Source organism: Lysobacter enzymogenes, assembly GCF_017355525.1.
Classification (GTDB): Bacteria; Pseudomonadota; Gammaproteobacteria; order Xanthomonadales; family Xanthomonadaceae; genus Lysobacter; species Lysobacter enzymogenes_C.
This window is the reverse complement of the sequence record NZ_CP067395.1, coordinates 945,192-969,893: the sequence shown is the minus strand read 5'-3', so window position 1 is coordinate 969,893 and position 24,702 is coordinate 945,192. Positions and strand designations below refer to the sequence as shown.

The 24,702-nt window shown below is 70.9% G+C and carries 25 protein-coding genes; 18 read left to right on the top strand and 7 right to left on the bottom strand.

From position 1 onward, the window contains the following. Positions 1 to 39 precede the first annotated feature (39 nt). Positions 40 to 756, top strand: a complete 717-nt coding sequence (locus JHW38_RS03890) for an SDR family oxidoreductase (protein ID WP_207524715.1) — start codon at positions 40 to 42, stop codon at positions 754 to 756. A 66-nt stretch (positions 757 to 822) separates the two neighbouring features. Here the strand turns inward: JHW38_RS03890 and JHW38_RS03885 are convergent, their stop codons facing one another. From JHW38_RS03885 to JHW38_RS03875, 3 genes are all read right to left on the bottom strand, one after another. Then, positions 823 to 2,115 carry an MFS transporter gene (locus JHW38_RS03885; RefSeq protein ID WP_207524714.1) on the bottom strand — a complete coding sequence of 431 codons (1,293 nt, stop codon included), beginning with the start codon at positions 2,113 to 2,115 and terminating at the stop codon, positions 823 to 825. Positions 2,116 to 2,310: 195 nt separating this feature from the next. After that, positions 2,311 to 3,066 carry an SDR family oxidoreductase gene (locus JHW38_RS03880; protein WP_207524713.1) on the bottom strand — a complete coding sequence of 252 codons (756 nt, stop codon included), beginning with the start codon at positions 3,064 to 3,066 and terminating at the stop codon, positions 2,311 to 2,313. A 313-nt stretch (positions 3,067 to 3,379) separates the two neighbouring features. Beyond that, entirely contained in the window at positions 3,380 to 4,012 is a 633-nt protein-coding gene (locus tag JHW38_RS03875; RefSeq protein ID WP_207524712.1) for a TetR family transcriptional regulator, read from the bottom strand. Between the two features lie 399 nt (positions 4,013 to 4,411). Here JHW38_RS03875 and JHW38_RS03870 point away from each other — a divergent pair, with 399 nt between their 5' ends. The 13 genes from JHW38_RS03870 to JHW38_RS03810 all read left to right on the top strand — a co-directional run bounded on the left by JHW38_RS03870 (position 4,412) and on the right by JHW38_RS03810 (position 17,561). Next, positions 4,412 to 5,071 (top strand): O-methyltransferase, encoded by a 660-nt coding sequence (locus JHW38_RS03870; RefSeq protein WP_207524711.1) that lies wholly within the window; start codon positions 4,412 to 4,414, stop codon positions 5,069 to 5,071. 137 nt (positions 5,072 to 5,208) lie between these two features. After that, positions 5,209 to 6,432 (top strand): arabinose transporter, encoded by a 1,224-nt coding sequence (locus JHW38_RS03865; protein ID WP_207524710.1) that lies wholly within the window; start codon positions 5,209 to 5,211, stop codon positions 6,430 to 6,432. A gap of 279 nt (positions 6,433 to 6,711) precedes the next feature. Continuing rightward, positions 6,712 to 6,906, top strand: coding sequence for a hypothetical protein (locus JHW38_RS03860; protein WP_207524709.1), 195 nt, complete (start codon positions 6,712 to 6,714; stop codon positions 6,904 to 6,906). Positions 6,907 to 7,027: 121 nt separating this feature from the next. Continuing rightward, positions 7,028 to 7,456: a VOC family protein gene (locus tag JHW38_RS03855; protein ID WP_207524708.1), complete on the top strand. Its 429-nt coding sequence runs from the start codon at positions 7,028 to 7,030 to the stop codon at positions 7,454 to 7,456. 246 nt (positions 7,457 to 7,702) lie between these two features. Continuing rightward, a complete protein-coding gene (locus JHW38_RS03850) occupies positions 7,703 to 9,517 on the top strand; it encodes a diguanylate cyclase domain-containing protein (protein ID WP_207524707.1) in 1,815 nt (604 codons plus the stop codon). Positions 9,518 to 9,823: 306 nt separating this feature from the next. After that, a complete protein-coding gene (locus JHW38_RS03845; RefSeq protein WP_207524704.1) occupies positions 9,824 to 10,354 on the top strand; it encodes an RNA polymerase sigma factor in 531 nt (176 codons plus the stop codon). Positions 10,355 to 10,449: 95 nt separating this feature from the next. After that, positions 10,450 to 11,427: a FecR family protein gene (locus tag JHW38_RS03840; protein WP_207524703.1), complete on the top strand. Its 978-nt coding sequence runs from the start codon at positions 10,450 to 10,452 to the stop codon at positions 11,425 to 11,427. 203 nt (positions 11,428 to 11,630) lie between these two features. After that, entirely contained in the window at positions 11,631 to 14,555 is a 2,925-nt protein-coding gene (locus JHW38_RS03835; RefSeq protein ID WP_207524702.1) for a TonB-dependent receptor, read from the top strand. A gap of 11 nt (positions 14,556 to 14,566) precedes the next feature. Then, on the top strand, positions 14,567 to 15,160 hold the full coding sequence (locus tag JHW38_RS03830; protein WP_207524701.1) for a biliverdin-producing heme oxygenase: 594 nt from the start codon (positions 14,567 to 14,569) through the stop codon (positions 15,158 to 15,160). Between the two features lie 54 nt (positions 15,161 to 15,214). Continuing rightward, positions 15,215 to 15,601 (top strand): YbaN family protein, encoded by a 387-nt coding sequence (locus JHW38_RS03825; protein ID WP_207524700.1) that lies wholly within the window; start codon positions 15,215 to 15,217, stop codon positions 15,599 to 15,601. A 73-nt stretch (positions 15,602 to 15,674) separates the two neighbouring features. Then, the gene (gene exbB / locus JHW38_RS03820) at positions 15,675 to 16,397 is read left to right on the top strand and encodes a tonB-system energizer ExbB (protein ID WP_242691182.1); all 723 of its coding nucleotides are present in this window, start codon (positions 15,675 to 15,677) and stop codon (positions 16,395 to 16,397) included. Positions 16,398 to 16,407: 10 nt separating this feature from the next. After that, entirely contained in the window at positions 16,408 to 16,833 is a 426-nt protein-coding gene (gene exbD, locus JHW38_RS03815; RefSeq protein WP_207524699.1) for a TonB system transport protein ExbD, read from the top strand. After that, positions 16,830 to 17,561, top strand: a complete 732-nt coding sequence (locus JHW38_RS03810; protein WP_207524698.1) for an energy transducer TonB — start codon at positions 16,830 to 16,832, stop codon at positions 17,559 to 17,561. The genes exbD and JHW38_RS03810 overlap by 4 nt, the downstream gene beginning before the upstream one ends. Positions 17,562 to 17,580: 19 nt before the next feature. On the opposite strand, the gene JHW38_RS03805 is transcribed toward JHW38_RS03810, so the two are convergent. Further along, positions 17,581 to 18,501: a GAF domain-containing protein gene (locus tag JHW38_RS03805; RefSeq protein WP_207524697.1), complete on the bottom strand. Its 921-nt coding sequence runs from the start codon at positions 18,499 to 18,501 to the stop codon at positions 17,581 to 17,583. A 208-nt stretch (positions 18,502 to 18,709) separates the two neighbouring features. Between JHW38_RS03805 and idi the strand changes: the two genes are divergently transcribed. From idi to JHW38_RS03790, 3 genes are all read left to right on the top strand, one after another. After that, positions 18,710 to 19,246 carry an isopentenyl-diphosphate Delta-isomerase gene (gene idi, locus JHW38_RS03800; protein WP_207524696.1) on the top strand — a complete coding sequence of 179 codons (537 nt, stop codon included), beginning with the start codon at positions 18,710 to 18,712 and terminating at the stop codon, positions 19,244 to 19,246. Positions 19,247 to 19,392: 146 nt separating this feature from the next. Beyond that, positions 19,393 to 20,148: a DUF72 domain-containing protein gene (locus JHW38_RS03795; RefSeq protein WP_428995308.1), complete on the top strand. Its 756-nt coding sequence runs from the start codon at positions 19,393 to 19,395 to the stop codon at positions 20,146 to 20,148. A gap of 172 nt (positions 20,149 to 20,320) precedes the next feature. Further along, positions 20,321 to 21,079, top strand: coding sequence for a DNA-formamidopyrimidine glycosylase family protein (locus tag JHW38_RS03790; RefSeq protein WP_207526238.1), 759 nt, complete (start codon positions 20,321 to 20,323; stop codon positions 21,077 to 21,079). Positions 21,080 to 21,146: 67 nt separating this feature from the next. Here the strand turns inward: JHW38_RS03790 and JHW38_RS03785 are convergent, their stop codons facing one another. Together JHW38_RS03785 and JHW38_RS03780 are read right to left on the bottom strand one after the other, a co-directional pair. Next, the gene (locus JHW38_RS03785; protein WP_428995285.1) at positions 21,147 to 21,458 is read right to left on the bottom strand and encodes a hypothetical protein; all 312 of its coding nucleotides are present in this window, start codon (positions 21,456 to 21,458) and stop codon (positions 21,147 to 21,149) included. 8 nt (positions 21,459 to 21,466) lie between these two features. Then, positions 21,467 to 21,952, bottom strand: coding sequence for a pyridoxamine 5'-phosphate oxidase family protein (locus tag JHW38_RS03780; RefSeq protein ID WP_207524694.1), 486 nt, complete (start codon positions 21,950 to 21,952; stop codon positions 21,467 to 21,469). A 282-nt stretch (positions 21,953 to 22,234) separates the two neighbouring features. On the opposite strand from JHW38_RS03780, the gene JHW38_RS03775 reads away from it, so the two are divergent. Next, a complete protein-coding gene (locus JHW38_RS03775; protein ID WP_207524693.1) occupies positions 22,235 to 22,771 on the top strand; it encodes a GFA family protein in 537 nt (178 codons plus the stop codon). A gap of 21 nt (positions 22,772 to 22,792) precedes the next feature. On the opposite strand, the gene JHW38_RS03770 is transcribed toward JHW38_RS03775, so the two are convergent. After that, on the bottom strand, positions 22,793 to 24,667 hold the full coding sequence (locus JHW38_RS03770; RefSeq protein WP_207524692.1) for a glycoside hydrolase family 9 protein: 1,875 nt from the start codon (positions 24,665 to 24,667) through the stop codon (positions 22,793 to 22,795). Positions 24,668 to 24,702: the final 35 nt, after the last annotated feature.

Genomic DNA, 24,702 nt, shown 5'->3' with positions numbered 1-24,702 from the left:
CTAGGATGGATCCATCCGATCGCACCGAGGGCTCCCGCCATGACTTCCACAGACGTCCGCGAAACGCGTCCCCGCATCCTGCTCGTCGGCGCATCGCGAGGGCTGGGACATGCGATGGCCGCGGAACTTCTGGGCCGCGGCTGGGACGTCGTCGGCACGGTCCGCGACGGCGCCGCTACCGGGCTGCACGAGCTCGCGGACCGGTACCCCGGGCGCGTCGACATCGAGCGGCTGGACATCGCCGAGCCGCAACAGATCGCGGCGCTCGCACAGCGCCTGTCCGGGCAACGTTTCGATATCCTGTTCGTCAACGCCGGAACCGCCAACCGCGATCAGGACCAGACCATCGCCGAGGTGTCGACCGACGAATTCGTAAGCGTCATGGTCACCAACGCGCTCGGCCCGATGCGCACGATCGAGGCCTTGCAGACCTTGGTCGCGGGCAACGGCCTGATCGGCATCATGTCGTCCGGGCAAGGCAGCATCGGCAACAACGAGCAAGGCGGCCACGAGGTCTATCGCGGCAGCAAGTCGGCCCTGAACCAGTACATGCGCAGCTATGCCGCGCGCCATCGCGGCGACGGCCGCGCGTTGCTGCTGTTGGCTCCCGGCTGGATCCGCACCGCGCTCGGCGGCGCCGACGCGCCGTTCGGCCTGGAGGAAACGGTGCCGGCGATCGTCGACACGCTGCTGTCCAAGCGCGGCAAGCCCGGGCTGGAGTATCTCGACCGCAACGGGCGCAGCGTGCCCTGGTGATCGCCCGTGCCTGGCGGCTGGATGCGCTGGCCCGGCAAGGGGCGGCGCGCGAGTTGCGGCGGGCCTTCAGGGCGAACGGCTGGGAGGACGCAGCGCGTCCAGGCGCGCGAGCACCCGCGGCGCGGTTTCCGGCAGGCGCAGCAGCACCGGCAGCACGGCCAGTGCGACGAGGCTGATCATCAGGCCCGGCGCTTGCGGCCAACCGCTCGCGCCGACCCAGTACTGCGCCGCCACCGGCGCCAGACCGCCGAACACCGCGGTCGCGGTGGTCGCGCCCAAGGCCAGGCCGCTGAGGCGCCCTTCGCCGGCGAACTGCTCCGCGGTCGTCACCGCGCCGACCGCGCTGACGCCGCCGGCCAGGCCCGCCAGCGCCACCGCGCCGAGCCAGGCGTGGGCGGCCGATCCGCCGGTCATCCAGCCGAACATCAGCATCGGCAGGCAGGCGCTGCCCAGGCACAGCGCGATCAGCGAACGGCGGCGGCCATAACGGTCCGAGGCGACGCCGGCCAGCGGCGTCACCAGGATCACCGCCAGCGCCGCCCACACCGCCAGGTTCAGCGCCGCCGCCTCGGCCGATGCGCCGACCGCGACCAGGAACGACGGCACATAGGCGATACCGACGTAATAAGTCACCGAGCCCAACGCGGAGATGGCGAAACCGCGCGCGATGCCGGCGAAGTTTTGTTTCAGCACCAGCGACAGCGGCGCCCGCGGCACGCTGTGGCGGCGCTGCTGGCGAAGGAACTCCGGCGATTCCTCCATCGCGCTGCGCAAGACCCACACCACCGCGGCCAGGGCGGCGCCGAGCAGGAACGGCAGGCGCCAGCCCCAGCGATCCAGTTCCGGCGCCGGCAACAGGTTCACCGTCAGCGCCGCGGCCGCCACCGCGAGCAAGGCCCCGACTTCGCTGGCCGCGGCGGCCAGCGCCGTCACCAGCCCGCGCCGGTCGGCGGGCGCGCCTTCCATCAGATAGGCGACCACGCCGGTGTATTCGCCGCCGACGGCGAATCCCATCGCGCAGCGCAGCGCGATCAGCGCGGCGCCGGACCAGGCCGCGTCCTCGCGCGTGGGCAGCAGCGCGGTCGCCAGCATCGCCGCGGTCATCAGGCCCACCGACCACAGCATCATCCGCCGGCGGCCGTGGCGGTCGCCGTAGCGGCCGAACACGACGGCGCCGAGCGGCCGCATCAGATACGCCATCGCGAACGCGCCCAGCGTCGCCAGCAGCGAGGTCTCGGCCGAACCGAAGAATACCCGCGACAAGGTGGTGGCGAAGTACAGGTACAAGGTGAAGTCGTACCACTCCACCACCGTGGAGAACGCCGCGATGGCGATGGAGCCCTTAGAGACCGACGGCATGGACGGTGCGGGGTTCGGAGACGATGCGCATGGACGGTGGGACTCCCCATCTGGTTGTCAGCGCGGTGCGCGCGATACGAATGCGAGCGTACGCGAGCGATCGTTGCGTCCGGGTCACGACGCGCGGCACGCGTCGCAGTTCGCGCCGATGCGATCGTGCGGCCGGTCGTCTGCGCCGCCATGCAGGCGCCCGCCTTACCCCGGATTCATCGCTGCGAACAGCGCGTCGTAGGTGCCGTCGCGCTCGGCCCAGCGCCGGGCCTGGTCGCGGTCGAGCAACAGCTCGCCGCGCGGATGGTCGCCGCGCTCGAGCTTCTGCATCACCTGGGCGACGTACTCGTCGAGCGGCATCGCGCGGGCGTCGGCGGCCTGCTGCGCGCCGGTCAGCGCCGTGCGCACGTACGGCGGCGACAGCTCCAGCACTTCCACCGGCAGCTTGCGCAGTTGATGGCGCAGCGACACCAGCCACGAATGCAGGAAGGCTTTGCTGGCGCAGTACGCCGGGAAACTCGCCAGCGGCACGAACGCCAGCGCCGAGCCGGTCGCCAGGATCGTGGCGTCCGGCTTGCCCTTGAGCAGCGGCAGGAAGGCGGCGGTCGCGCGGACCACGCCGATGACGTTGGTCGCGACGATGGCTTCGGCATCGAGCCCGTCCCAGCGGTCGCCGGCGAGGTCCTCCGGGCGCGAAATGCCGGCGTTGGCGATCAGCGCGTTGAGCTCGGGGAATCGCTCGCGGACTTCGGCCGCGACCCGCGCCACCGATGCCGGGTCGCCCAGTTCCAGCGGCAGGCCGACGATGCCGGGACGGCGCGCCGCGATCTCGTCGAGCAGATCCTGGCGGCGGCCGGTGACGATGACGCGGTTGCCGCGGTCGTGGAACGCTTCGGCGAGCGCGCGGCCGATGCCGCTGCTGCCGCCGGTGATGAGCAGGGTGTTGCCAGTGGTTTTCATGACGGTGCCTTTCCGAAAGTGTCGAGGAAAAGGCCGCGGTCGCCCGGCGACGGCCGGCTAGCGCCATCGCGTCGCCCGGCCCTTGGCAGGGCCGCGAGCGAATTCGCGAAGGCAGCCGGACACGGGCTGGTGAAGCGTTACCGCAGCGCTTGTGCTCCGAGTTCCCTCTGCTGAGGCCCTCTCGGTGTTGGGCGCGTTGGATGACGATAACGCCTGCGGCAGCCGTGACGCCGGCTGCGGGCGGGACTCTAGTGCCGCTCGCGCGCGCCGTCAAACGGTACGCGCGAGCGGCGTCTTCGTGCGGGCGCCAGGGTCAAGCGTCCTGCAAGCCGCGCAAGTAAGCGCAGAACATGTCGGCCATGCCGTCGGCCTGCGCCTTGATTTCCGCCTTGGTCCGGCGGGTGCGGGAAAAGCTGCTGCCGACGGTGGCCAGCGTGGTGAAGACGATCTCGCCGGCGAGATCGCGCGAGGCCGCCGACGCCTTGGGCAGGACTTCGAGCATGAACGCATCGACCATGCGGTCGCCTTCGGCGCGCGCCCTGCGCGCTTCCGGGCTGTCGCGGTAGAGCGGCGCGGCGTCGTTGAGCGCGACGCGGATTTCGGCTTCCTCGCATTCCGAACGCAGGAACGCGTGGACCAGCGCGCGCAGGCGCTCCAGGTGCGGCGTGGCGGCGTCTTCGAGCAGGCCGCGCAGCATCTTCTGGGTCTGCTCCCATTCGTCGACTTGCAGGCGGAACAGGATCGAGGCCTTGTTCGGGAAGTACTGGTAGATCGAGCCGACGCTGACCCCGGCCTTCTCCGCGACGCGCGCGGTGGTGAAGCGGGCCGCGCCCTCCTCGCTCAACACCTGCACGGCGGCTTGCAGGATGGCGGCGACGAGTTCGGTCGAACGCGCCTGTTGCGGCTGCTTGCGCGAAGCGATCTGGGGGCGGCGGCGTTGGGTCATGGCGGCATGCGGTCCAGGCGCCGGCGCTGCGGCGGAACGAAGGCATCGGCGGATGCGATGGATTGTTCGCATATTAGCCGCGCCCGCCTGCGGCCTCAAGCCTCGGCCGCGCCCGGCCGCCGCTGCGCACGCGCGGCGGTTGCGGCCACCGCCGCACCGCGAAACAGCGGCGAGTCGCGAATGAAAACCTGAGCTTTTTCCGGCCATCGGCGCCAAAGCCAACCGCCCAGGGCGCCCGTCCGCTGCGAATTCGCCGCTTCGCGCGATGCCGGCGGTCATCGCCGAAACGCGAACCCCAATGCGAATTTTCAATGCGACTAGTCCGTCATATTATTTTCGAAACGCGATCAATCGTTCGCGTTGCCAACGAGCCGCGATCACCTGCCCACCGGAGCCCCCATGACCACGATCCTGACCCGCGCGCCCATCGCGCCCCTGCTCGACCGCCTGTTCGCCGAGGCCAGCCAGGCCACAAGCCCGGCGATGTCCGAACTCTCGCGCGAAGAACGCGAGCGGCTGATGCTCAGCAAGACCGACTACCTGGAGTTCTACCGCCGCGCCAAGGACCTGTGGCTGCCGGTCTCGCGCGAAACCGGCGTGCTGCTGTACCAACTGGCGCGCAGTACCCGCGCGCGCACCATCGTCGAGTTCGGCACCTCGTTCGGGCTGTCGACCCTGTACCTGGCCGCGGCGCTGCGCGACAACGGCGGCGGCCGCGTGATCAGCAGCGAGTTCGAACCGTCCAAGGTCGCCCAGGCGCGCCGGCACCTGATCGAAGGCGGCGTCGACGATCTGGTCGAGATCCGCGAAGGCGACGCGCTGCAAACCCTCGCCAACGACCTGCCCGACGCCATCGACCTGTTGCTGCTCGACGGCGCCAAGTCGATCTACTGCGAAGTGCTCGACCGGGTCGAAAGCCGGCTGCGGCCCGGCGCGCTGATCGTCGCCGACAACGCCGACTACAGCCCGGAGTATCTGGCGCGCGTGCGCTCGGCCGACAGCGGCTACCTGTCGGTGCCGTTCGGCGACGACGTCGAACTGTCGATCCGCCTGGGCTGACCCCGCGTCCGCGCGGCGTCGCGCACGCGTCCGTCCGCCGCAGCCGCCGGCCGCCAGGTCACGGGCCTGGTCCGGCCGGCCGGGCCTGCCGCTGCGCGGCCCGGCCCGATCCGCCACGCGAACCTTCGAGTATTGCCATGTCCTCACAAGCTCACACCGCCGCGCCCGCAGGCGAGCGCGTGTTCCTGCGCCTGCTGCCGATCACCCTCGCGGTTTTCTTCGCCTTCCTGACCCTCGGCGCGCAGATGCCGGTGCTGCCGTTGCACCTGCACGACGCGCTCGGCCTGGACACGCTGGCGATCGGCGCGGTCGTGGGCCTGCAGTTCGTCGTCGCTCTGCTGTCGCGTCCGTGGGCCGGCAACCTCGCCGACCTGCGCGGGGCCAAGCGCGCGGTCGTGGCCGGTTGCCTGTTCGCGTCCGCGGCGGGCCTGACGTATCTGGCTTCGCTGCTGTTCGTGGCCAATCCCGCCGTGGCGGTCGGCGTGATCGCGCTCGGGCGGGTGCTGCTGGCGCTCGGCGAAAGCCTCATCGCCACCGGCGCGCTGGGCTGGGCGCTCGGCCTGGTCGGTCCGCACCACGCGGGCAAGGTCATCGTCTGGATCGGCATCGCCATCTACGGCGCGTACGCGCTCGGCGCGCCGCTCGGCGTCGCCGCGAACGCGGCCTGGGGCTTTTCCGGCATCGCCGCGCTGGTGGCGCTGCTGCCTCTGCCGGCGCTGGCCGTGATCGCGCGCGTGCGCGCCGTCGCGCCGCCGGCGACCCGGCGCACGCCGTTCTACACCGTGCTCGGCGCGGTGCTGTGGCCGGGTCTGGGCCTGGCGCTGTCCAGCGTCGGCTTCGGCCTGATCACCGCGTTCATCGCCTTGCTGTTCGCGGCGAAGCACTGGGGCGATTCGGCGCTGGCGTTCACCGCGTTCGGGCTGGCCTTCATCGCCGCGCGGATGTGCTTCGGCCACCTGCCGGACAAGCTCGGCGGGGCCAAGGTGGCGCTGGTCAGCGTGGCGATCGAGGCGGCCGGCCAGTTGCTGATCTGGGGCGCGCACGAGCGCTCGCTGGCGTATCTGGGCGCGGCGCTGACCGGCTTCGGTTACTCGCTGGCGTTTCCCGGCTTCGGCGTGGAAGCCGTGCGGCGCGCTCCGCCGCAGACGCGCAGCCTGGCGATGGGCGCTTACGTCGCGTTCCTGGACATCGCGCTCGGCGTCACCAGCCCACTGGCCGGCGCGCTGGCGCATGCGCAGGGAATCGCCTCGGTGTACCTGGCCGGCGCGGTCGCCGTCGCGCTGGCGATGGCGGTGGCATGGCGGCTGCTGTCCGATCACGCGTCGGTCGCTGCGCGCGCCGAAGCGGAAGCGCGCGCCTGAAATCGCGCGGTTGCGCGAACGCCAACCCGCTGGCGATCGACGGCCCGTATCCGACACCCGTTTTCCGACGCCCGTCGCGGAACCGCATCATCGCCATACCGCGACGGGCGTCGAGGAAATCGCGCATCGCCTGCACAAGCCGCTGCGCCGTTACGAACGCGGGATCCGCTCGGCGCGCGATCGGTTAAGCGGTTCGCGCGCCGGATTGACTCGGCGTTGATCGGTTTTTAGCGCGCCGGGGGCGAGCATCCGGCGCAACGACCCGACCTGGAAACGCCCATGCGCAACGCCAAGCTCGTCGCCGAACTCGCCGCCCTGGAAGTCGCCATCCCGTTCCTGCGCAAAACCCTGTCGCCGCCGAATTTCCAATGCGAAGTGCACGCCTGCCGGCGCGATCTGTACGAACTGGCGCGGGAGGACGGCGAGACGATGGAAATCGACCGCCGCGTGCGCCGCGCCCTCGCCTGCCATTGACCGTTCGGGATCCGGCGCATTGCGCGCAGCGCTGCAGCCACGGATTCTTCACCCGGCGCCGACGCCGCCGTTGCGCGGCGCGACGCTAAGCTGCGCGCTCGAACCCGAGCCGGAGCCCGTCATGGCGAAGCAAACCCTGCACCGCGGCCGCCTGATCGATCATCTGCAGTTGGTGGTGAACGACCTTCCCGCCAGCCGCCGCTTCTACGGGGCGGTATTTCAGGCGTTGGAGATTCCGGTTGGCGGCGCCGGCGAGGACTATTTCTGGGCCGACGAACTGTTCGTCTCCACCGCCGACAGCCGCGCGGCGCAGGGCGAGCTCACCGGCCGCCAGCACTTCGCCTTCCAGGCGCGCGACCGCGCGATGGTCGATGCATTCCACCGCGCCGCGCTGGCCAACGGCGGGCGCGACCACGGCGCGCCGGGCGAGCGGCCGTACCATCCGGGCTACTACGCCGCGTTCGTACTCGACCCGGACGGCAACAACATCGAAGCGGTGCATCACGGGCAGGCCGAACGCAGCGCGGGGTCGGTCGAGATCGTCTTCTGACGGACAGTCGCAAAAAGCCGATGCGCGACGGCCCGCCGCCGTCTCACCTTGCCTCACCGCGAGCGCGCAAACGCGATCGCACAGCGTCGCGCGGGCGTTCGCGACGTGGCATGCGCGTGAATGCACGAGCCGCGCGCGTTGACCCGAGAGTAACGCCAGCGCCGCCATGCTCGGCCAGGATCCGCTCACCGGTGCAGACCGCGGTGGTCAGCGCTGTCAGCGCAAGCGCTCATGCCGTCATCCAGCATGCCCTCATCCAGAGCCCGACGGATTTTCATAGACCTCACGACCCTGGCCGCGCTGACCGGCCTGTCGGCGTGGTCGTCGGTGACACTGGCGCGCGGGCCCGGCGAGTTGTCGGCGGTGTGGATCGGCAACGGCATCCTCGCCGGCTGGCTGCTGTCGCGCCGGACGCGGTTGTGGCCGTTGTACTTGTCCGCCGCGTTCGCCGTCGAACTGGCGGTGCGCTGGCTCGCCGACGATCCGCTCGACAGCGGCGCGGTGCTGGCCGCTGCGAATGCGCTGGAAGCGGCCTTGCTCGCCGTGCTGGTGCGCCGGTCGATACCGGACGTGGGCGACCCGAAACGCTGGATCAGTCTCGGCGGCATCGCCACCGCCAGCACCTTGTTCGCCTGCACCGTTTCGGGCTTGATCGGCGCCGGCGCCATGCGCCTGTTCCACGACGCGGCGTTCTGGCCCGGCTTTCTGATGTGGTTCTCCGCCCACGTCGTCGGCCAGGTGATGTTCGGCACCACGACGCTGGTCGCGCACCGCGAAGGCCGGGCGATGTTCACCGCGCCCGGCCGGCGCCTGTCGTTCGTGCTGACCATGGGCTGCGTCGCGGCGACCGCGGGCGTGGTGTTCCTGAGCCCTTACCCCGTGCTGTTCCTGGCCTACCCCGCGCTGCTGCTGGGCGCGGTGCGCCATCGCTTCGCCGGCGTCGCGGTCGGCATCGTCCTGCTGGCGTTGATCGGCAGCGTCGCCACCGCGCTGGGCCGCGGGCCGCTGTGGCTGGCCGAGGTCGGCACCTCCGGCCGCATCGCCTTGTTGCAGCTGTACATCGCCGGCGGCTGCCTGCTGACGATTCCGGTCGCGCTGGCGATGGCCGAGCGCAAGCGCCTGGCGGCCGGCCTGCGCGACAGCGAGCGCCGTTACCGCATGCTTGCCGATTATTCCCACGATGTCGTCGTGCGCATGCGCGCGGACGGCGAGCGCGTGTACGTGTCGCCTTCGGCGCGCGACATCCTGGGTTGGGAGCCGGCGCAAATGCTCGGTTCGCGCGACCCGCTGGTCCATCCCGACGATCTGGCCAGCCAGCGGCAGCTGTTGGCCGAGGCGATCGCCGATGGCCAGCCGCGCACGGCGATCTACCGCGTGCGCCACAGCGACGGCCGTTATGTCTGGATCGAATCGGTGCTGCGTCCTGTGCCGTCGGAGCGCGGCGACGGCATCGAGGTGATCTATGCCGGCCGCGACGTCAGCCGCCGGGTCGAGGCCGAGGCGGCGCTGGAACGCAGCCGGCGGGAACTGGAGCGGCTGGCGCGCTTCGACGCCCTGACCGGCCTGGCCAATCGTCGCCAGTTCGAGGAGCGGCTGGCGCTGGCGGTGCACAGCGTGGAGCGCGGCAGCGCGGTATCGCTGCTGTATCTGGATGTCGACCGCTTCAAGCAAATCAACGATGGCCACGGCCACGCCGCCGGCGACGAAGTGCTGCGCACGTTCGCCCGCCGCCTGACCGGCTGCCTGCGCGCGGGCGACCTCGCCGCGCGCCTGGGCGGCGACGAGTTCGTGGTCCTGATCGAGGACCTGCACGCGCCGGCGGCCGCGGAGGCGGTGGCGCGCAAGCTGATCGAGCGCATGCGCCGCCCGATCCCGGTCGGCCGCGATGCGCTGCTGGTCACCGCCAGCATCGGCGTCGCTTACGCCGACGACCCGTCGCTGACCGGCGACGCACTCATGGCCACGGCCGACGCGGCGTTGTACGCGGCCAAGCGCGAGCGCAACCGGTACTGCTTGCAGCGGGTGAGCCGCACGCCGGCGCGGCGCGCGACGCGCGGTTGAACCGACGTCGCGGCGTTGCGAGCCGGTCGCGAGCGCGTCGCTGGCGACGGCGCTCGCGGAGCCGTCGGCCGCCTGCGATCAGGCCGCGAAACTTGCGGCACGTCACGAATTGCTCTTAAGATTCGCGCACTGCGCCTTCGCGCGCAGCTCCGCTCATCGCACACGTGCCCGCGACCTTTCCGGTCCAGACGGCAGACGGCGCTCTACGAACCCTGCCGCCGTCATGCGATTCCAACGCCTTTTCCGCCGCGCCGCCGCGCACGCGATCGTCCGTTCCCACGCGCTCCAGCCGCTGGCGGGCGAGTGATGGCGAGCGCGAGCCCGCACGGCTGCGACGAGCGCGACGCCCCGCCCGGCCTCGCCGAATTGCTGATCCGCGAGCGCCCCGCGCTGTTGCGGCTGGCCCAGCGCATCCTCGGCAACGATCACGGCGCCGAGGACGTGGTCCAGGCGGTCTGGCTGAAGCTGCGCAGCGTCGGCGACGCGTCGGCGATCGACAATCCGCGCGCCTATCTGTTCAAGCTCGCCGCCAACCTGGCGACCGATTGGGGCCGCGAACGCACGCGCCGCAACCAGCTATTGGCCGAGCACTACCTGTGGGGCCCGGACGAAGCGCTGTCGGCCGAGGAACAGGCGATGGCGCAGGACGAACTGCAACGCGTGCTGGCCGCGGCCGAACGGCTGCCCGAACCGACCCGCACGATCTTCCGGCTCAACCGCTTGCAAGGACTGACTCAGGCCGAGATCGCGCGACGCTTGAGCGTGTCGGTGACGACCGTGGAGAACCACGTGCGCGCGGCCTTGCAGCGGCTGGCCAACGCGCGCATCGGGCGATGACGCATGGCCGCCGCAATCGGCCTTGGGTAAAGCCCTCGCCCGCACGTCTTGATCTGGGTACCGCCCTTGCCGCCTCCGCATCGCCCTCGCCCGCCATGAGCCAGCCGCAAAGTTCCGCCGCTATCGACGACACCGACGACCTGCACGCGCAAGCGCGCGGCTGGATCGCATGGCTGGCCTCCGGCGCGGCCGACGAGGCCGGCCTGGGCGACTTCGAGCGCTGGCTGGACGGCCCCGGCCACCGCCGCGCGTTCGAGCGCGAACGTCAGCTGTGGCGCAGCCTCGGACCGCGGCCCGGACACGAGCCCGAACGCAGCGCGGCGTTGCCGCAGCCGCGCCGGCAGCGAACGCGCAGCCGCTGGCGCCCCGCGCTGGCCGCGGCGGCCGTGCTGGTGTTGGCGCTGGCCTCGCCCGAAGCCTGGCTGCGGCTGCGCGCCGACCACCGCAGCGCGCACGGCGCCGAAACCGTCGCCCTGCCCGACGGCAGCCGCGCGGTGCTCGATGCCGACAGCGCGATCGCGGTCCATTACGACCGCGGCCAACGCCGGGTCGAATTGCTGCGCGGGCGGGTCTGGTTCGAGGTCGCCGCCGATCCGGCCCGGCGCTTCGCGGTCGCCGCCGGCGATGGCTTGGTCGAAGACATTTCCACCGCATTCGCGGTCGCCGACGTGGATGGCCGCATCGAAACCGCGGTGAGCCAGGGCCGCGTGCGCGTGGCGGCGACGGCGGAAGGCGGCTGGACCTACCTCGACGCCGGCCAGCGCGCCGCGTATGGCCCGGGCCGCAGCGTGGCCCGATTGGACGACGCGCCGGCCGATGGCGTCGGTGCCTGGCGCCAGGGCGAATTGCTGCTCGACCAGGCATCGGTCGATGCCGCCGTGCGCCAGCTCGCGCGCTATCGCGCCGGTCCGATCCTGATCCGCGGCGATCTGGCCGCCTTGCCCAAGGTCAGCGCGGCCTTGCGCATCGCCCGGCCCGAGCAGGCGCTCGATGCGTTGGCCGCGAGCGCCGGCCTGTCGGTGACCCGGCTCCCGTTCGGCGTGGCGATCGTGCAGCCGGCCGCGCCGCGCTGAGCGCCGACTCGGCAAAGCGACGCAGCCGGCGCGATGCCGGTTCGTCGCCCGCTGCGTCCGGCGATGAAATTCGTCTTGGGGTTGTGGCGGCGCGATCCGTCTTATCCAGCGAACGTACTTCGCCGCCGCCACGTACGCCGCCGTGCCCGCCTCCCGTGCGGGCGAGCCGCGACCGCGGCGCCGACTTTCCGACAGGTTTCTTCATGCCCACCTACACCCGCGCGGGCGCGCTGCCGCGCCCGTCCCGCCTCTGCACCGCCCTGCTCGCCGCCGTCATCGCCGCGAGCGCCTTGCCCGCCGCGGCCCAGGCCGATTCGGCCGCGACGTCCGCGGCGGTGCGGCGCTTCGACATTCCCGCGCAATCCTTGGCTTCGGCGTTGCGCGCCTACATGCGCCAGTCCGGCGTGCAGGTCGCCTATGCCGCGGCGTTGGCCGAAGGCGCGCGCTCTACCGCCGTCGCCGGCGAACTCGATTCCGACGCGGCCCTGGCGCAGTTGCTGCGCGGCACCGGGCTGAGCGTGCGCCGGGTCGGCGCGGACGCGGTCGCGCTGGAGAAGACCGCCGCGGTCGCTGCAGATGTGATCGTCACCGACACCTTGCGCGTCGGTGGCGAGCGCGACCTCGCCGGCGGCGCCGGCGCCGCCAGCAACGAAGCGCGCCTGCTCAACACCTATCGCAATCCGGGTTCGAGCACCTACGTCGCCCGCGAAACCATCGAACGTTTCCGCGGCGCGTCCACCGCCGACATCGTCAAGGGCATCGCCGGCGTCACCGCCGGGGACCCGCGCACGGCGAATGCGCTGGACGTCAACATCCGCGGCATCCAGGGCCAGAGCCGGGTGCCGGTCATCATCGACGGCGGCCAGTCGACGATGGACACCTATCGCGGTTACGCCGGCCAATCGCAGCGCACCTACCTCGACCCGGACCTGATTTCCAGCCTCACCGTCACCAAGGGGCCGAGCCTGCAGGCCAACGCGTCCGGCGGCATCGGCGGCGTGGTCGAGATGGAAACGCTGAAGGCCGACGACGTGCTGCGCGAAGGCCGCGAGTGGGGTCTGCGCGTGCGCGGCGGCGTCTCCAACGCCAGCGCGCGCGACCTGCCCGCGTACGGCGACGTGCCGCGCCACGACCGCAACGCGCTCGGCGGCGGCTTCGGCAACATCGCCGCGGCGGCGCGCTGGGACCGTTTCGATCTGGTCGCCGCGTACGCCTGGCGCGACACCGGCAACTACTACTCCGGCCGCCACGGCTACGACGATTTCCCGCAGACCCGGCGCACCCTGGCGCCGCTGAATCCGCCGCGCACCGAAGTGTTCAACACCTCGGCCAAGTCCGAGTCGGTACTGCTCAAGGGCACCTGGCGCATCGACGACGCGCAGACCCTGGAAGCCGGCTACCGCCGCTTCGACGGCGAACAGGGCGAGATCATGGCCTCGCAGATCATCCGGGTGAATCGCGACATCGTGCCGCAGTGGGATCCCGGCCGCATCGGCATGGACGCCTACAGCCTGCGCTACCGCTTCGATCCCGACAGCGACCTGGTCGACCTGCGCGTCAACGCCTGGTACACCGACGCCGACAGCCGCATGTACAACGGCTTGACCGGCATCACTCCGTGGTACTTCGAGCGCCGTACCGAATGGTACGACGGCCCGACCTTCAACACCGATCCGGGCTACAAGGAGGCGTACCGCAACAACCTGCGCCAGCAGCGTTTCGGCCTGGACGCGAGCAACACCAGCAAGCTCAGCGTCGGCGCCGGCAAGCTGATCCTCGACTACGGCCTGTCGTACAGCGACGAGGACATCCGCCCCGGCAAGGACTCGCCGATCCTGCACGACGACCTCATCAACAACCGCTTCCTGCGCAACGCGCAGCGCAAGGAATACAGCGCGGTGTTCTCGGCCAAGTGGCAGCCCGACGAACACTGGGAACTGCTCGCCGGCGGCCGCTACAGCCGGGTCAGCGTGCACGACCGCAACCGCCTGGCCACGGTCGCGGAAAGCGCGAGCATCGGCCGGTTCCGCTACACCGAGCTGCTCAACGGCAATCCGAACCTGCCGGCGTGGCGGGCCAAGCGCGTCGCCCTGCTGAACTGGTACCCCGACGCCAACGGCCAGTTCACCCAGGCCTCGCTGCTGGCCTCGCCGTACAAGCACGGCACCGTCGCCGACATCGGCGGCTGGAACTTCTTCGACGCCGACCCGGCGCAGGACCTGATCGTTCCGGTCAAATGGAACTGGTCGCAGCCGATCCGCCGCCGCGACAGCGCTTTCACCCCGACCGCCAGCGTCGCCTACCGCTTCGACGACGACAGCATGGTCTACGCCAAGTACGCCGAGGGCGTGAAGCTGCCGAGCCTGTTCGAGACCACGCTGGGCCTGTTCACCGCGGCCAAGCCGGTCGGCGAACTCAAGCCCGAACGCGCCAAGACCCTGGAAATCGGCGCCAGCACGATCCGCCACGGCCTGTTCGCCGACGGCGACCGCGCCGCGTTCAAGCTGGCCTACTTCGACACCCGCATCGACGATCTGATCACCCGCGACTACCGCACGCTGTCGGCCGGGCTGATCCGCAACGTCGACCGCTTCAAGGTCTCCGGCGTCGAGTTCCAGTCCAGCTACGACAGCGGCCTGGTGTTCGCCGACCTGTCGGCGCACTACTACTTCCAGGCCAAGACCTGCGCGCCGGACATCGCCGCCGAGCGCCGCGCGTACGGCCGCCAGCGCAAGATCGCCGAGCTGATCGGCACGCCCGACTGCGTCGACGGCGGCTTCGAAGGTTCCTACACCAACACCCAGAACCCGCCGCGCTACAACGTCAACCTGACCGTGGGCCTGCGCCCGTACGACGAGCGCTTCACCGTCGGCCTGCGCGCCGTGCACAACGCCGGGCCGATCAGCAAGCTCGACAAGGAATGGAACGTCGGCCTGTCGGCGATCCAGCAGCTGTACCGGGCCGCGACCATCGTCGACGTGTTCGCCAGCTGGCAGGTCAGCGAGCAGTTCGCGGTCGACTTCAACCTCGACAACGCCGGCGACCGCTACTACCTCGACCCGCTCGCGCTCGGCGTGCTGCCGGCGCCGGGGCGCACCGCGCGCCTGGCTTTCACTTACCGCTACTGACGGCCGATTACATGCCCAACACCGCGACCGACCGCGTCGAAGCCAGCCGCAGCCAGCGGCTCAAGGCCGCGACCCACGCCACCCACGACCGCCTCGACCAGCGCATCATGGCCGGCGGCATCTTCGCCAGCCGCGACCGCTTCGCCCGCTTCCTGCGCGTGCAGTACCGCTTCCATTGCGATATCGACGGGTTGTACGCGAACGACGCGCTGGCCGCGCTGGTACCGGACCTGTCCGGCCGCCGGCGCCTGCCGCAGATCGCCGCCGACCTGCGCGACCTCGGCCAGCCTTTGCCGCCGTTCGCGGTCGCGGCAGTGCGCGCCGACCTGCCACTGGCCGCGGCGCTGGGCTGGCTGTACGTGGCCGAAGGCTCCAACCTCGGCGGCAGCGTGCTGTACAAGCTGGCCGCGAAGCTCGGCCTCGACAGCGGGTTCGGCGCGCGCCATCTGGCCGCGCATCCCGACGGCGTGGCCCGGCATTGGCGCGGGTTCACCGGCGCGCTCGACTCGGTCGCGCTGAGTCTCGCCGAGGAGGGCGAAGTGATCGCCGGCGCCGAAGCGGCGTTCCAGCGCGTGCGCGCTCATGTCGAGGACGAGTTCGCGTGAAGCGCCGCGCGCCGGCCGAATCCACGGAGCCGCGCTGATGCGCCGGCTTTGACGATGCGTTGGCTCTGGTTCGGATTGGGCTGGCTGATGGTCGCGCTCGGCGTCGTCGGCGCGTTGCTGCCGGTCATGCCGGCGACGATCTTCCTGATCCTCGCGGTCGGCTGTTTCGCGCGCAGCTCGCCGAAGTTCGAGCGGCGCCTGCTCGAGCACCCGCGTTACGGCCCGGCGCTGCGTTTGTGGCGCGAGCAAGGGGCGATCTCGCGCAAGGGCAAGTTGTTCGCCGGTTTCGGCATGGCGCTCGGCTTCGCCGCGTTCTGGTGGGGCGCGCATCCGTCGTGGAAGCTCGCGCTCGGCGTCGGCCTGGGCTTCGCCGCCAGCGCGGCCTATGTGCTGTCGCGGCCGGCGCCGCGCCCCACCCTGCCCGATCCGCCGCGATGCTGAGCCGCGCCGCATCGTCCTTCTTTCACTTCGAGCGCCGCCGCACGCGGCCGCTCGCTTTTTCTGCGAACCGATCATGAGCTTGCCTACCGACGTATCCGCCGCCGCGCTGACCCCGTGGCAGATGTATCTGGCCGCCGACTTCGTGGTGAAGGCGGTGATGATCGCGCTGGCGCTGGCGTCGGTCGCCAGTTGGACCGTGCTGGTGGCCAAGAGCTGGGAGCTCTCGCGCCTGCGCCGCCGGCTGGGGCTGACGCGTTCGCTGCTGCTGGACGCGCCGGGACTGCCGCTGCCGCAGGCCGATGCCGCGCTCGGCGACGGCGCCGCGCTGCAGCTGATCGAAGCCGCGCGCAGCGAACTGCGGCTGTCGGCCGGCGGTTTCGATCCGGCCGGCATCAAGGAGCGCATCGGCTCGCGCCTGGAGCGGATCGAGCTGGCGCATGCGCGGCAATGGCGCAAGGGCGTCGGTCTGCTCGCCAGCATCGGCGCGATCGCGCCGTTCGTGGGCCTGTTCGGTACGGTGTGGGGGATCATGAACAGCTTCGTCGGCATCGCCCAGGCCAACGCGACGAGCCTGGCGGTGGTCGCGCCGGGCATCGCCGAAGCGTTGTTGGCGACGGCGCTGGGGTTGGTCGCGGCGATCCCGGCGGTGGCGATCTACAACCACTTCACCCGCGCGCTCGCCAGCCTGCGCGCGGCGCTCGGCGACGTGTCGGCGAGCGTGCAGCAACTGGTCTCGCGCGACCTCGACCGGCCCGGCGGACGCCAGCCGGTGCAGGCCGTGGCGGCGGCGCACTGAGGGCGCGGCGATGGCGATCCGCACCGCGCGCCACGACGAGGACGCGCTCGAAGAACATCACGAAATCAACGTCACGCCGTTCATCGACGTGATGCTGGTGCTGCTGATCGTGTTCATGGTGGCCGCGCCGCTGGCGACCGTGGACACGCCGGTGGAGTTGCCGGCGAGCGCCGCGAAACCGCAGCCGCGCGACGCCGAACCGCTGTTCCTGAGCGTCCAGGCCGATCTGTCGTTGCGCCTCGGCGAAGCGGCGGTGACGCGCGAAGAACTGGCAACTGCGTTGCAACGCGCCAGCGGCGGCGACCGCGAACGGCGCATCTATCTGCGCGCGGACAAGCGCGTGGCCTACGGCGAGCTGATGCAGACGATGAACGCCTTGCAGGCCGCCGGCTATCTCAAGATCGCGCTCGTCGGCATGGAACAGGCGGCGCCGTGAGCCCGCAGGCGCGCGAACGCTGGCGCTGGCTGTGCAGCTTCGGCGCGGTGCTGGCCGTGCACGGCGCGGCCGCGGCGGGCGCGTTGTGGTGGTCTTCGCGCGAACCGCTGCAAGCGCAAGCGCTGCCGGCCGCGGCGGTGATGGTGGAACTGGCGCCGACGCCGCAAGCGCCGCCGGCGCCGCCCAAGGAATTGCCGCCGGGCCCTGCGCAACGCGAGCAGCATCGCGCCGCGGTCGAGCCGCGCCCGCAACCGCAATTGCGAGCGCCGCGCGCCGTCGATGCCGACGCGGAACTGCCGCCGCCCGCGCCGGCGCCCGCCCCACCCGCGCCCGCCGAGGCCGCCGAAGTCGCCGCGACGTTGGCGCCGCCGGATCTGCCGGCGCCGGCCGCGGCGAGCTATGCCGCGCCGCAAGACGTGTCCGGCCGGCGCGACGACGCGGCCGCGGTCTGGCAGAACCTGCTGCTCGGCCACCTGGAGAAATTCCGCCGCTACCCGCGTCAGGCGCAACGCCTGAACCAGCAGGGCGTCGCCTACGTGCGCTTCGCCGTCGCCCGCAACGGCGACGTCTCGCAGATCCGCATCGGCCGCAGCAGCGGCTATCCTGCACTCGACGCGGGCACCCTGGAGACCGTGCGCCTGGCCGCGCCGGTGCCGGCGCCGCCGGCGCAGATCGAAGGCGATCCGGTCGAGGTGATGGTGCCGGTGGCGTTCTTCATCCGGCGCTGAGCTGCGCCGGCACGCAGCCTCAGGCGGTGCCGGCCGCGGCGTCGCGCGCCCGCGACAAGGCCTCGTCGGCGCGCAGGTACACCGCCATCAAATTCTCGTCCGCGGTGTTCGCCTCGGACACGCCGACATGCAACGACAGCCGGTGCTGCGAGGCGAAGCGGTCGGCCGCGGCGCGCAGGCGATCCAGGCGCGGCTCGTCGTTCGGTCCGCGCAGTACCGCGACGATCTCCGGGCTGTCGCTGACGCGGTCGAGGTAGTCGCCGAGCCCGGGCTCGGTGCACGACTCCAGCTCGGCGACCAGCGCCGCCACCAGCTTCTCGGTGGCGCGCTCGCCGCGTTCGGCGACCGCCTCGGCGAGCCGGTCCAGGCGCACGATCGCCAGATGGAACGGCTCCGCGCACTGCGCGGCTTCGCCCTGCGCCGCCGGTTCGACCGCATCGGCCGCCTTGCGGTAATGGCGGCGGCAGTCCGCTTCGAGCAAGGCCATCGTGACCCGCGACAGCGCTTCCAGCGCGTCGCGCTGCTCGTCGGTGAGCCGACGCGGCTGCGCATCGAGCACGCACACCGTCCCGACCGCGTCGCCGTCGGCGGTCGTCATCGGCATGCCGGCGTAGAAGCGCGCGGTGCCGTCGGCGACGTAAGGGAAATCGGCGAAGCGCGGGTCCTGGGCCAGATCGGACACCTCGAACACCTCGTCCGGTTCGCGGATGGCGTGATCGCAGACCGCGATCGAGCGCGGCGTCTGCGCCAGGTCCAGGCCGGTCTTGGCCTTGAACCACTGCCGGTCGCGGTCGATCAACGACACCAGCGCGATCGGCGCGTCGCACACGGTCGCGGCGATCCGGGTCACGTCGTCGTACAGCGGATTCGCGGCGGTATCGACCGCCTTGAGCTTGTCGAGCGCCCGTTGCCGAGCCGATTCGCTGCCCCTGTCGTTCATTGCCGTTCCTCGTGCGACTGCCGGTGCGATGCGGCGAACCGAATCCGGCTGCGCCGCTGCGATCGGCATTGTGCGCGAAGTCCGTTAGCGATTCGAGAAAAGCGTGCGGCGAGGCTTTTGATGCGATGTTCACAACCGCGACCCGGTCACGCGCCGTACCCGTGCCTGTGGTATTCCTGACGCCCACGAAGCCGAGCGCGCCGCCCCGATGAAAGAGATGCTCGTCCTGGTCGACGATCGCGATCGCGAAATCGGCTCGGCGGAAAAACTCGACGCGCACCGGCAAGGCCGCTTGCACCGCGCCTTCTCGGTGTTCGTGTTCGACGCGGCCGGCGCCTTGCTGCTGCAGCGGCGCGCCGACGGCAAATATCACTCCGCCGGACTGTGGACCAACACCTGTTGCGGCCATCCGCGGCCCGGGGAAGCGGTCGAGGACGCGGCCCACCGCCGCCTGGGCGAAGAAATGGGCTTCGATTGCGCGTTGCGCCGCGTCGGCAGCATCGTCTACGAACTGGCGGTGACCGAAGGGCTGACGGAGCACGAGTTCGATCATCTTTTCGTCGGCCGCGCCGACGCGGCGCCGCAGCCGGATCCGCAGGAAGTGCAGGAGTGGGTCTGGATGCCGCTGGCGTCGCTGCGCGAGTCGATGCAGCGCGCGCCGCAAACGTATACGGCTTGGCTTCATGCCATCGTCGCCGAGGTCGGATTCGGGCGGCTGACGCAGTGGAGCGTCGACGCCGAGTGACAGGCGGCCGTTGCGCCGCGCACGCCGCGCCGCGTTCACGCCCGTGCTACGAAACCGGCGGCAGCATCGGACGCATGCGAACCGCGTCGACGCCCGCACCGATCGACCCGACCTTGACCGCCTCGAACCGCCCGCAGCCGACGCGCGTGCGCGTGGGCTGCGCCGGCTGGTCTCTGCCCGCCGCCGAACGCGCGCGTTTCGGCGGCGGCGCCAGCGTGCTGGCCGCGTACGCGACGCGCTTCGATGCGGTCGAAGTCAATTCCTCGTTCTATCGGCCGCACCGGCGCTCGACCTGGCAGCGCTGGGCCGACAGCGTGCCGCCCGGGTTCCGCTTCAGCGCCAAGCTGCCGCGCGCCATCACCCATGAAGCCCGGCTGCAAGCGGTCGGACCTTTGCTCGACGAGTTCGTCGGCCAGGTCGAGGGCCTCGGCGACCGGCTCGGCGCGTTGCTGGTGCAGCTGCCGCCGTCGCTGCGATTCGACGCTGCGGTCGCGGCGCGGTTTTTCGCCATGCTTGGCCGCCGCAGCGCAGCGGCGGTGGTCTGCGAGCCGCGCCATCGCTCGTGGTTCGGCGAGCAGGCGCAGGACTTATTGCAGCGTCATCGCGTGCAGCGCGCCGGCGTGGATCCCGCGGTTCCGCTGCCTGCCGCGACAATCCCCTCGGCCGACGGCGCGCTGCGCTACTGGCGCTGGCATGGTTCGCCGCGCATCTATTACAGCGCTTACGGCGAAGATCGCCTTGCCGCGATGGCCGCCGCGGTCCGCGCCGAGGCCGTGGCAGGGACCGAAACCTGGTGCGTGTTCGACAACACCGCCGCAGGTCATGCGGTCCCCGATGCGCTGCACTTCCAGCAGTCGTGCGCGAGTCCGCCCACGCCGCCGCGCAGCGCACGGCCCCGCTGATCGTCGCGCTCGCTGCGGCCCCGGCCGTTGCACAAGCGTGATCGTCGCCGGCGGCATCGGCTACGCGTCCTTAACGGCGGCCGCCACATTGTCGGCGCAACGCTGCGCTTCCCGCGTTCCGCCGATGCCGCGCCCGTGCGGCGAACGATTCCACCTCATGGTCCTCACGCCGATGCCCGAAGGCCCGACGATCGTCATACTCAAGGAAGAAGCCGCATCGTTCGCCGGACGCACGGTGCGGCAGGTGACCGGCAACAGCAGTCAGGACATCCAGCGCATGCAGGGGCGCAAGATCCGCGCGATACGCTCGTGGGGCAAGCATTTCCTGCTGGAGTTTTCGGACTTCAGCCTGCGCGTGCACTTCATGCTGTACGGCAGTTACCGCATCAACGAACGCCGCGAGGCCGCGCCGCGCCTGAGCCTGCAGTTCGACGGCGGCGACGAGCTCAACTTCTATGCATGCTCGATCAAGTTCATCGACCAGCCGCTCGACGAGGTCTACGACTGGTCGGCCGACGTCATGAACCCGGACTGGGACGCCAGGGCCGCGCGCAAGAAACTCAAACAGATGCCGCAGGCGCTGGCCGCCGACGCCCTGCTCGACCAGAACGTGTTCTCCGGCGTCGGCAACATCATCAAGAACGAAGCCCTGCACCGCATCCGCGTGCACCCGGAAAGCCTGATCGGCGCCTTGCCGCCGCGCAAGCTCAGCGAACTGATCGCCCAGGCGCGCGACTACAGCTTCGATTTTTACCGCTGGAAGAAGGCCTACGAGCTGAAGCGGCATCTGCAAGTGCACACGAAAACCCACTGTCCGCGCGACGGCGAGCGATTGAGCTTCCGCAAGCACCTGGGGCGTTTCAAACGGCGTGCGTTCTTCTGCCCGGTGTGCCAGCGGCTGTATCCCGCGCCCGAGGGCGACGAGGCTTAAGCGTCGCCGGCGGTGCGCAAGGGAGACGCCAAGAGCACCGGGCCACGCCGGAACTTCATTCGCCGCTTCACTCCTCTGCGGTCTGCGCTTCGAACCATTGCGCATACGGCGTGCGCGCGACCATGCGCCGGTTGTAATCCGGCGCGCCGTCGCTCCACCACACCGGCCCGCGTTCCCCGAGCTTGCGTTTCGCCGCATCGACCCGGGCGCGCGCTTCGCGCACCGCATCGGCATCGCCGGCGGCCGCGCGCACTGCGCGCCGCGCCGCCATCAGCTCGGCCACCGCTTGTTCCTTCTCGGCAGCCGACAGGCGCGGATCGGCCGCGCGCCACAACCGCCCGTCCACGACGATATAGCGGCCGTCCGGGGTAGTCAGCACGCGCGGCGTCAACGGCCCAGATCGACTTCGCCGACCTTGTCCGCGTAATCCTTCTTCGGATCCACGCCGAGCAACAGCTTGACCCCGGCCAGCAGGCTGTTCTCGTTGAGCCACACCTCGGCGTTGCCGGCGTCGAAACGCAGCAGCGCGAGCTTGGGATCGTCCTGGCCGCCCTCGTACCACGCGGCGATGAACGGGTTCCACAAGCGTGCGACCACAGCGCGGTCGGTATCCAGCACGAGGCTGCCGCGGATGCTGGCGAACAAGGCGTGGTCTTTCGCCGCGAACGCCACCGTGGCCGCGCGCGGGCCGTCCACGCGGCGCGCCAGCTCGGTATCGCGGGCGGTGAAGAACCACAGCGGCGAGCGGTCGCCTTCGGCCAAGGCCGTCATCGGCCGCATATGCCCGCCTTCTTCCTCGATGCCGAGCATCACGGTGCGGTCGTGGTGCAGGTGCTTCCACAGCTTGCGCGCAAGCGCTTCGGAATCGCTCATTGCGGTCTCCTCGATGGTCCGGGCGTGGTCACGACCCTGGCAGCCGCGGCGTTAACGCCGCGCGTGAGCGGCGCGAAGACGACGCTAGCCGCGCCGTCCGCGGGCGATACCGGCGGGTGGCCTTCGGTGCGGGCTCCGGGTATCGGTCAAGCCGTCGTTCGAGCGCGGTCCTGGGCTCGGCTCAGCCCGCGGCAGCGCCCGCGCCGGCGATCCGCAAGCACAGTTGTCGAAATGGCCCGGGCCCGTTCGTCGTCCTGTCGAGACCCTCACGAAAGGCCCGCCATGTCCCCGATCCAACATCTGGCCTGCGCTTGCGGCCGGTTCGCCCTCGACGTCGAAGGTGCCCCCATCGCCCGCGTGGAATGCTGCTGCGACAGTTGCCGCGAAGCCGGCGCGCGCATGGCGCGGCTGGCGGGCGCCCCGCGCGTGCTCAACGAACACGGCGGCACCGGCTTCGTGATGCAGCGCAAGGACCGCGTCGCCTTCGTCGCCGGCGCCGAGCATCTCAAGCAATTCCGCCTCGCCGCCGACTCAGGCACCCGGCGCGTGCTGGCCACCTGCTGCAACACGCCGGTGTTCCTGGAATTCAAGGGCGGACACTGGCTGAGCCTGTACGCCGGCCTGTGGCGCGACGGCGCGCTGCCGCCGCTGGAGATGCGCACCATGACCGGCGATCTGGCCGATCCCTCCGCGCTGCCGGACGACGTACCCAATCACAGACGCCAGTCGTTGCGGTTTTTCGCGAAGCTGATGCAGGCGTGGATCGCGATGGGTTTGCGGGTTCCCAAGATCGAGGTCGCCGGCGATCTGCGTCTGTGAGCGCGACGGCGGACCCGCGGCTCAGCGGGTCTCCTCGCCCGACATCGCCATGACCGCGAACAGCATCCAGGTGGTGTGCGGAATCCACTGCTCCACCCAGCGCCACTGCTCCGAATCCGGGCCCGGCGCGAACGCGATGCCGGCGCCGGTGTCGCTGCCGACCGCGCCGGTGATGCCGTTGGAGATGCCGCCGACGAACATTTCGCCGGCGCTCTCCAGCACGGTCGGCGGGTTCTTGCGGCCGAAGCCGTACAGCATCGACATGCCGTAGGGATTGCGGCCCAGGGTCCAGTCGAGCTGGTCCTGCGCGTAAGCGGCGCGGTCGGCCGGCAGGCCGTATCCGGCGACGCTCTCGCCCGCGAGCTTGCGGCCGCCGACGATCATCGCCGCGCTGAGCGAGGCCAGGCGCGCGCTTTCGCCCTGCCACCAGTAGCCGGTTTCGTTGCGGTGCGGGATGAAGAAGCCTTCCAGCGCCTCGCCTTCGGCCTTGCCGTCGCGGGTCAGCTGGAAGCGCTGGCGCGCGTAGCCGTAGGGGTTGGCGACCGCGCGGGTGATCGCCAGCTCGTGCTTGAGCGCCGAGCCGATCGCGTCGAGCGCGCGTTGCCGCCGCGCCGGCTCGGGTTCGATGTCGGCATAGGCCGACAGGCTGATCACCGGCAGGCCCGCTTCGGCCGCGTGGTAGTACGGCCGGCGGCCGCCGTCGCTGACGAAACCGCCGTCGGCCTGCTGCCGCGCGATCAGGTTCGCGGCGCGCTCGCGCGCGTCGTCGAGGTAGCGCGCCTGGCCGGTAGCGTTGCGCAGTTCCACCAGCGCCATCAGCGCGGTGTAGTCGTCGATGATGTTTTCCTTGCCGTCGGCGCAGTACTGCGGGTTGAACTTGCGCAGGTGCGCATAGGCGCGCTCGGCGTCGGCGAGGTACCGGGCGCCGTCGAACTCGCCGTGGCGCCCGCTGCTTTTGGCCAGCATCGAGGCGCGCGCGAGCGCGGCGATGGCCATGCCGCCGCCGGCGCGGAACGCCGAACGGTACAGGGTGGTGTAGGTGCCGGCCGCGCCTTCGTAGCCGGTGACCATGCGCTGCGCGCCCGGCGTGCCCCACTGGTCGAACACCGTGGTGTAGAAATAGCCTTCTTCATCGAGGATGCGGTGCAGGTAATCGGCGCCCCAAAACGCCTCGTCCTCGACCTGCGCCTGCAGGCCGTGGGCGGCGAACAACGCCTTGCGCGTGTCCGCGCCGTAGGCCAGCACCCAGGCCGCCATCGAGGCCTGCTGCGGATTGAAGTAGTTCGCGTAGCCCAGGTGCGAGAGGTACTTGCCCTTGTCGCCGCCGGCGTCCTGCCAGCCGCCCCAGGCATCGACCCGGCGCTCGGTCTTGAAGATCGGCAGGTCGCGGTCGGCCGCGTCGGTGTGGCGGCTGCGCTTGAAGTAGCCGAGCAGCTGCGCGCCGGTGGTGGCGAACACCGCGTTGTCGCGCACCGGCACCGGCACCGGCGCCGACAGCGCGCGGCGCTTGCCGATGCGCACGTCCACTTGATACCGGCCGGCCTGCTCGGCGTCGGAGAAATCGACGCTGTAGTAGCGCTTGCCGGCGCCCCAGGCGTCGAACGCCGGCAGCGGTTTCAGTTCGCCTTGCTTGACCGCCTTGCCGTCGCGCAACACGGTGTAGCGGCCCGCGTCGGCGTCGCCCGTGTATTCGACGATCGCGAGCTTCGGCCCGCGCCGTTCCAGCGCGACCTGATTGATCTGCACCAGCAGCGGCTCGGTCGGCAGACTCACCGATACGGTGGTCTTGCCCTCGGGGCTCGCGGCCGCGGCCACGTGCGACAGGCCGGACACGGCGATCGCCAACGCGGCCAACGCCAGCACTACGGTCTTGCGGGAAGGCGGCAAAGAGGTCATTGACACGGTTCCGGATAGACTAGGCACAGCGCAAC

Coding starts and splice junctions, on each gene's coding strand:
- JHW38_RS03840 (WP_207524703.1), top strand. CDS start 10,450: ATGAGCCAGCCGCAAAGTTCCGCCGCTATCGACGACACCGACGACCTG.
- JHW38_RS03835 (WP_207524702.1), top strand. CDS start 11,631: ATGCCCACCTACACCCGCGCGGGCGCGCTGCCGCGCCCGTCCCGCCTC.
- JHW38_RS03865 (WP_207524710.1), top strand. CDS start 5,209: ATGTCCTCACAAGCTCACACCGCCGCGCCCGCAGGCGAGCGCGTGTTC.
- JHW38_RS03770 (WP_207524692.1), bottom strand. CDS start 24,667: ATGACCTCTTTGCCGCCTTCCCGCAAGACCGTAGTGCTGGCGTTGGCC.
- exbD (WP_207524699.1), top strand. CDS start 16,408: ATGGCGATCCGCACCGCGCGCCACGACGAGGACGCGCTCGAAGAACAT.
- JHW38_RS03870 (WP_207524711.1), top strand. CDS start 4,412: ATGACCACGATCCTGACCCGCGCGCCCATCGCGCCCCTGCTCGACCGC.
- idi (WP_207524696.1), top strand. CDS start 18,710: ATGAAAGAGATGCTCGTCCTGGTCGACGATCGCGATCGCGAAATCGGC.
- JHW38_RS03850 (WP_207524707.1), top strand. CDS start 7,703: ATGCCCTCATCCAGAGCCCGACGGATTTTCATAGACCTCACGACCCTG.
- JHW38_RS03825 (WP_207524700.1), top strand. CDS start 15,215: ATGCGTTGGCTCTGGTTCGGATTGGGCTGGCTGATGGTCGCGCTCGGC.
- JHW38_RS03775 (WP_207524693.1), top strand. CDS start 22,235: ATGTCCCCGATCCAACATCTGGCCTGCGCTTGCGGCCGGTTCGCCCTC.
- exbB (WP_242691182.1), top strand. CDS start 15,675: ATGAGCTTGCCTACCGACGTATCCGCCGCCGCGCTGACCCCGTGGCAG.
- JHW38_RS03875 (WP_207524712.1), bottom strand. CDS start 4,012: ATGACCCAACGCCGCCGCCCCCAGATCGCTTCGCGCAAGCAGCCGCAA.
- JHW38_RS03855 (WP_207524708.1), top strand. CDS start 7,028: ATGGCGAAGCAAACCCTGCACCGCGGCCGCCTGATCGATCATCTGCAG.
- JHW38_RS03880 (WP_207524713.1), bottom strand. CDS start 3,066: ATGAAAACCACTGGCAACACCCTGCTCATCACCGGCGGCAGCAGCGGC.
- JHW38_RS03890 (WP_207524715.1), top strand. CDS start 40: ATGACTTCCACAGACGTCCGCGAAACGCGTCCCCGCATCCTGCTCGTC.
- JHW38_RS03885 (WP_207524714.1), bottom strand. CDS start 2,115: ATGCCGTCGGTCTCTAAGGGCTCCATCGCCATCGCGGCGTTCTCCACG.
- JHW38_RS03830 (WP_207524701.1), top strand. CDS start 14,567: ATGCCCAACACCGCGACCGACCGCGTCGAAGCCAGCCGCAGCCAGCGG.
- JHW38_RS03860 (WP_207524709.1), top strand. CDS start 6,712: ATGCGCAACGCCAAGCTCGTCGCCGAACTCGCCGCCCTGGAAGTCGCC.
- JHW38_RS03805 (WP_207524697.1), bottom strand. CDS start 18,501: ATGAACGACAGGGGCAGCGAATCGGCTCGGCAACGGGCGCTCGACAAG.
- JHW38_RS03780 (WP_207524694.1), bottom strand. CDS start 21,952: ATGAGCGATTCCGAAGCGCTTGCGCGCAAGCTGTGGAAGCACCTGCAC.
- JHW38_RS03845 (WP_207524704.1), top strand. CDS start 9,824: ATGGCGAGCGCGAGCCCGCACGGCTGCGACGAGCGCGACGCCCCGCCC.
- JHW38_RS03790 (WP_207526238.1), top strand. CDS start 20,321: ATGCCCGAAGGCCCGACGATCGTCATACTCAAGGAAGAAGCCGCATCG.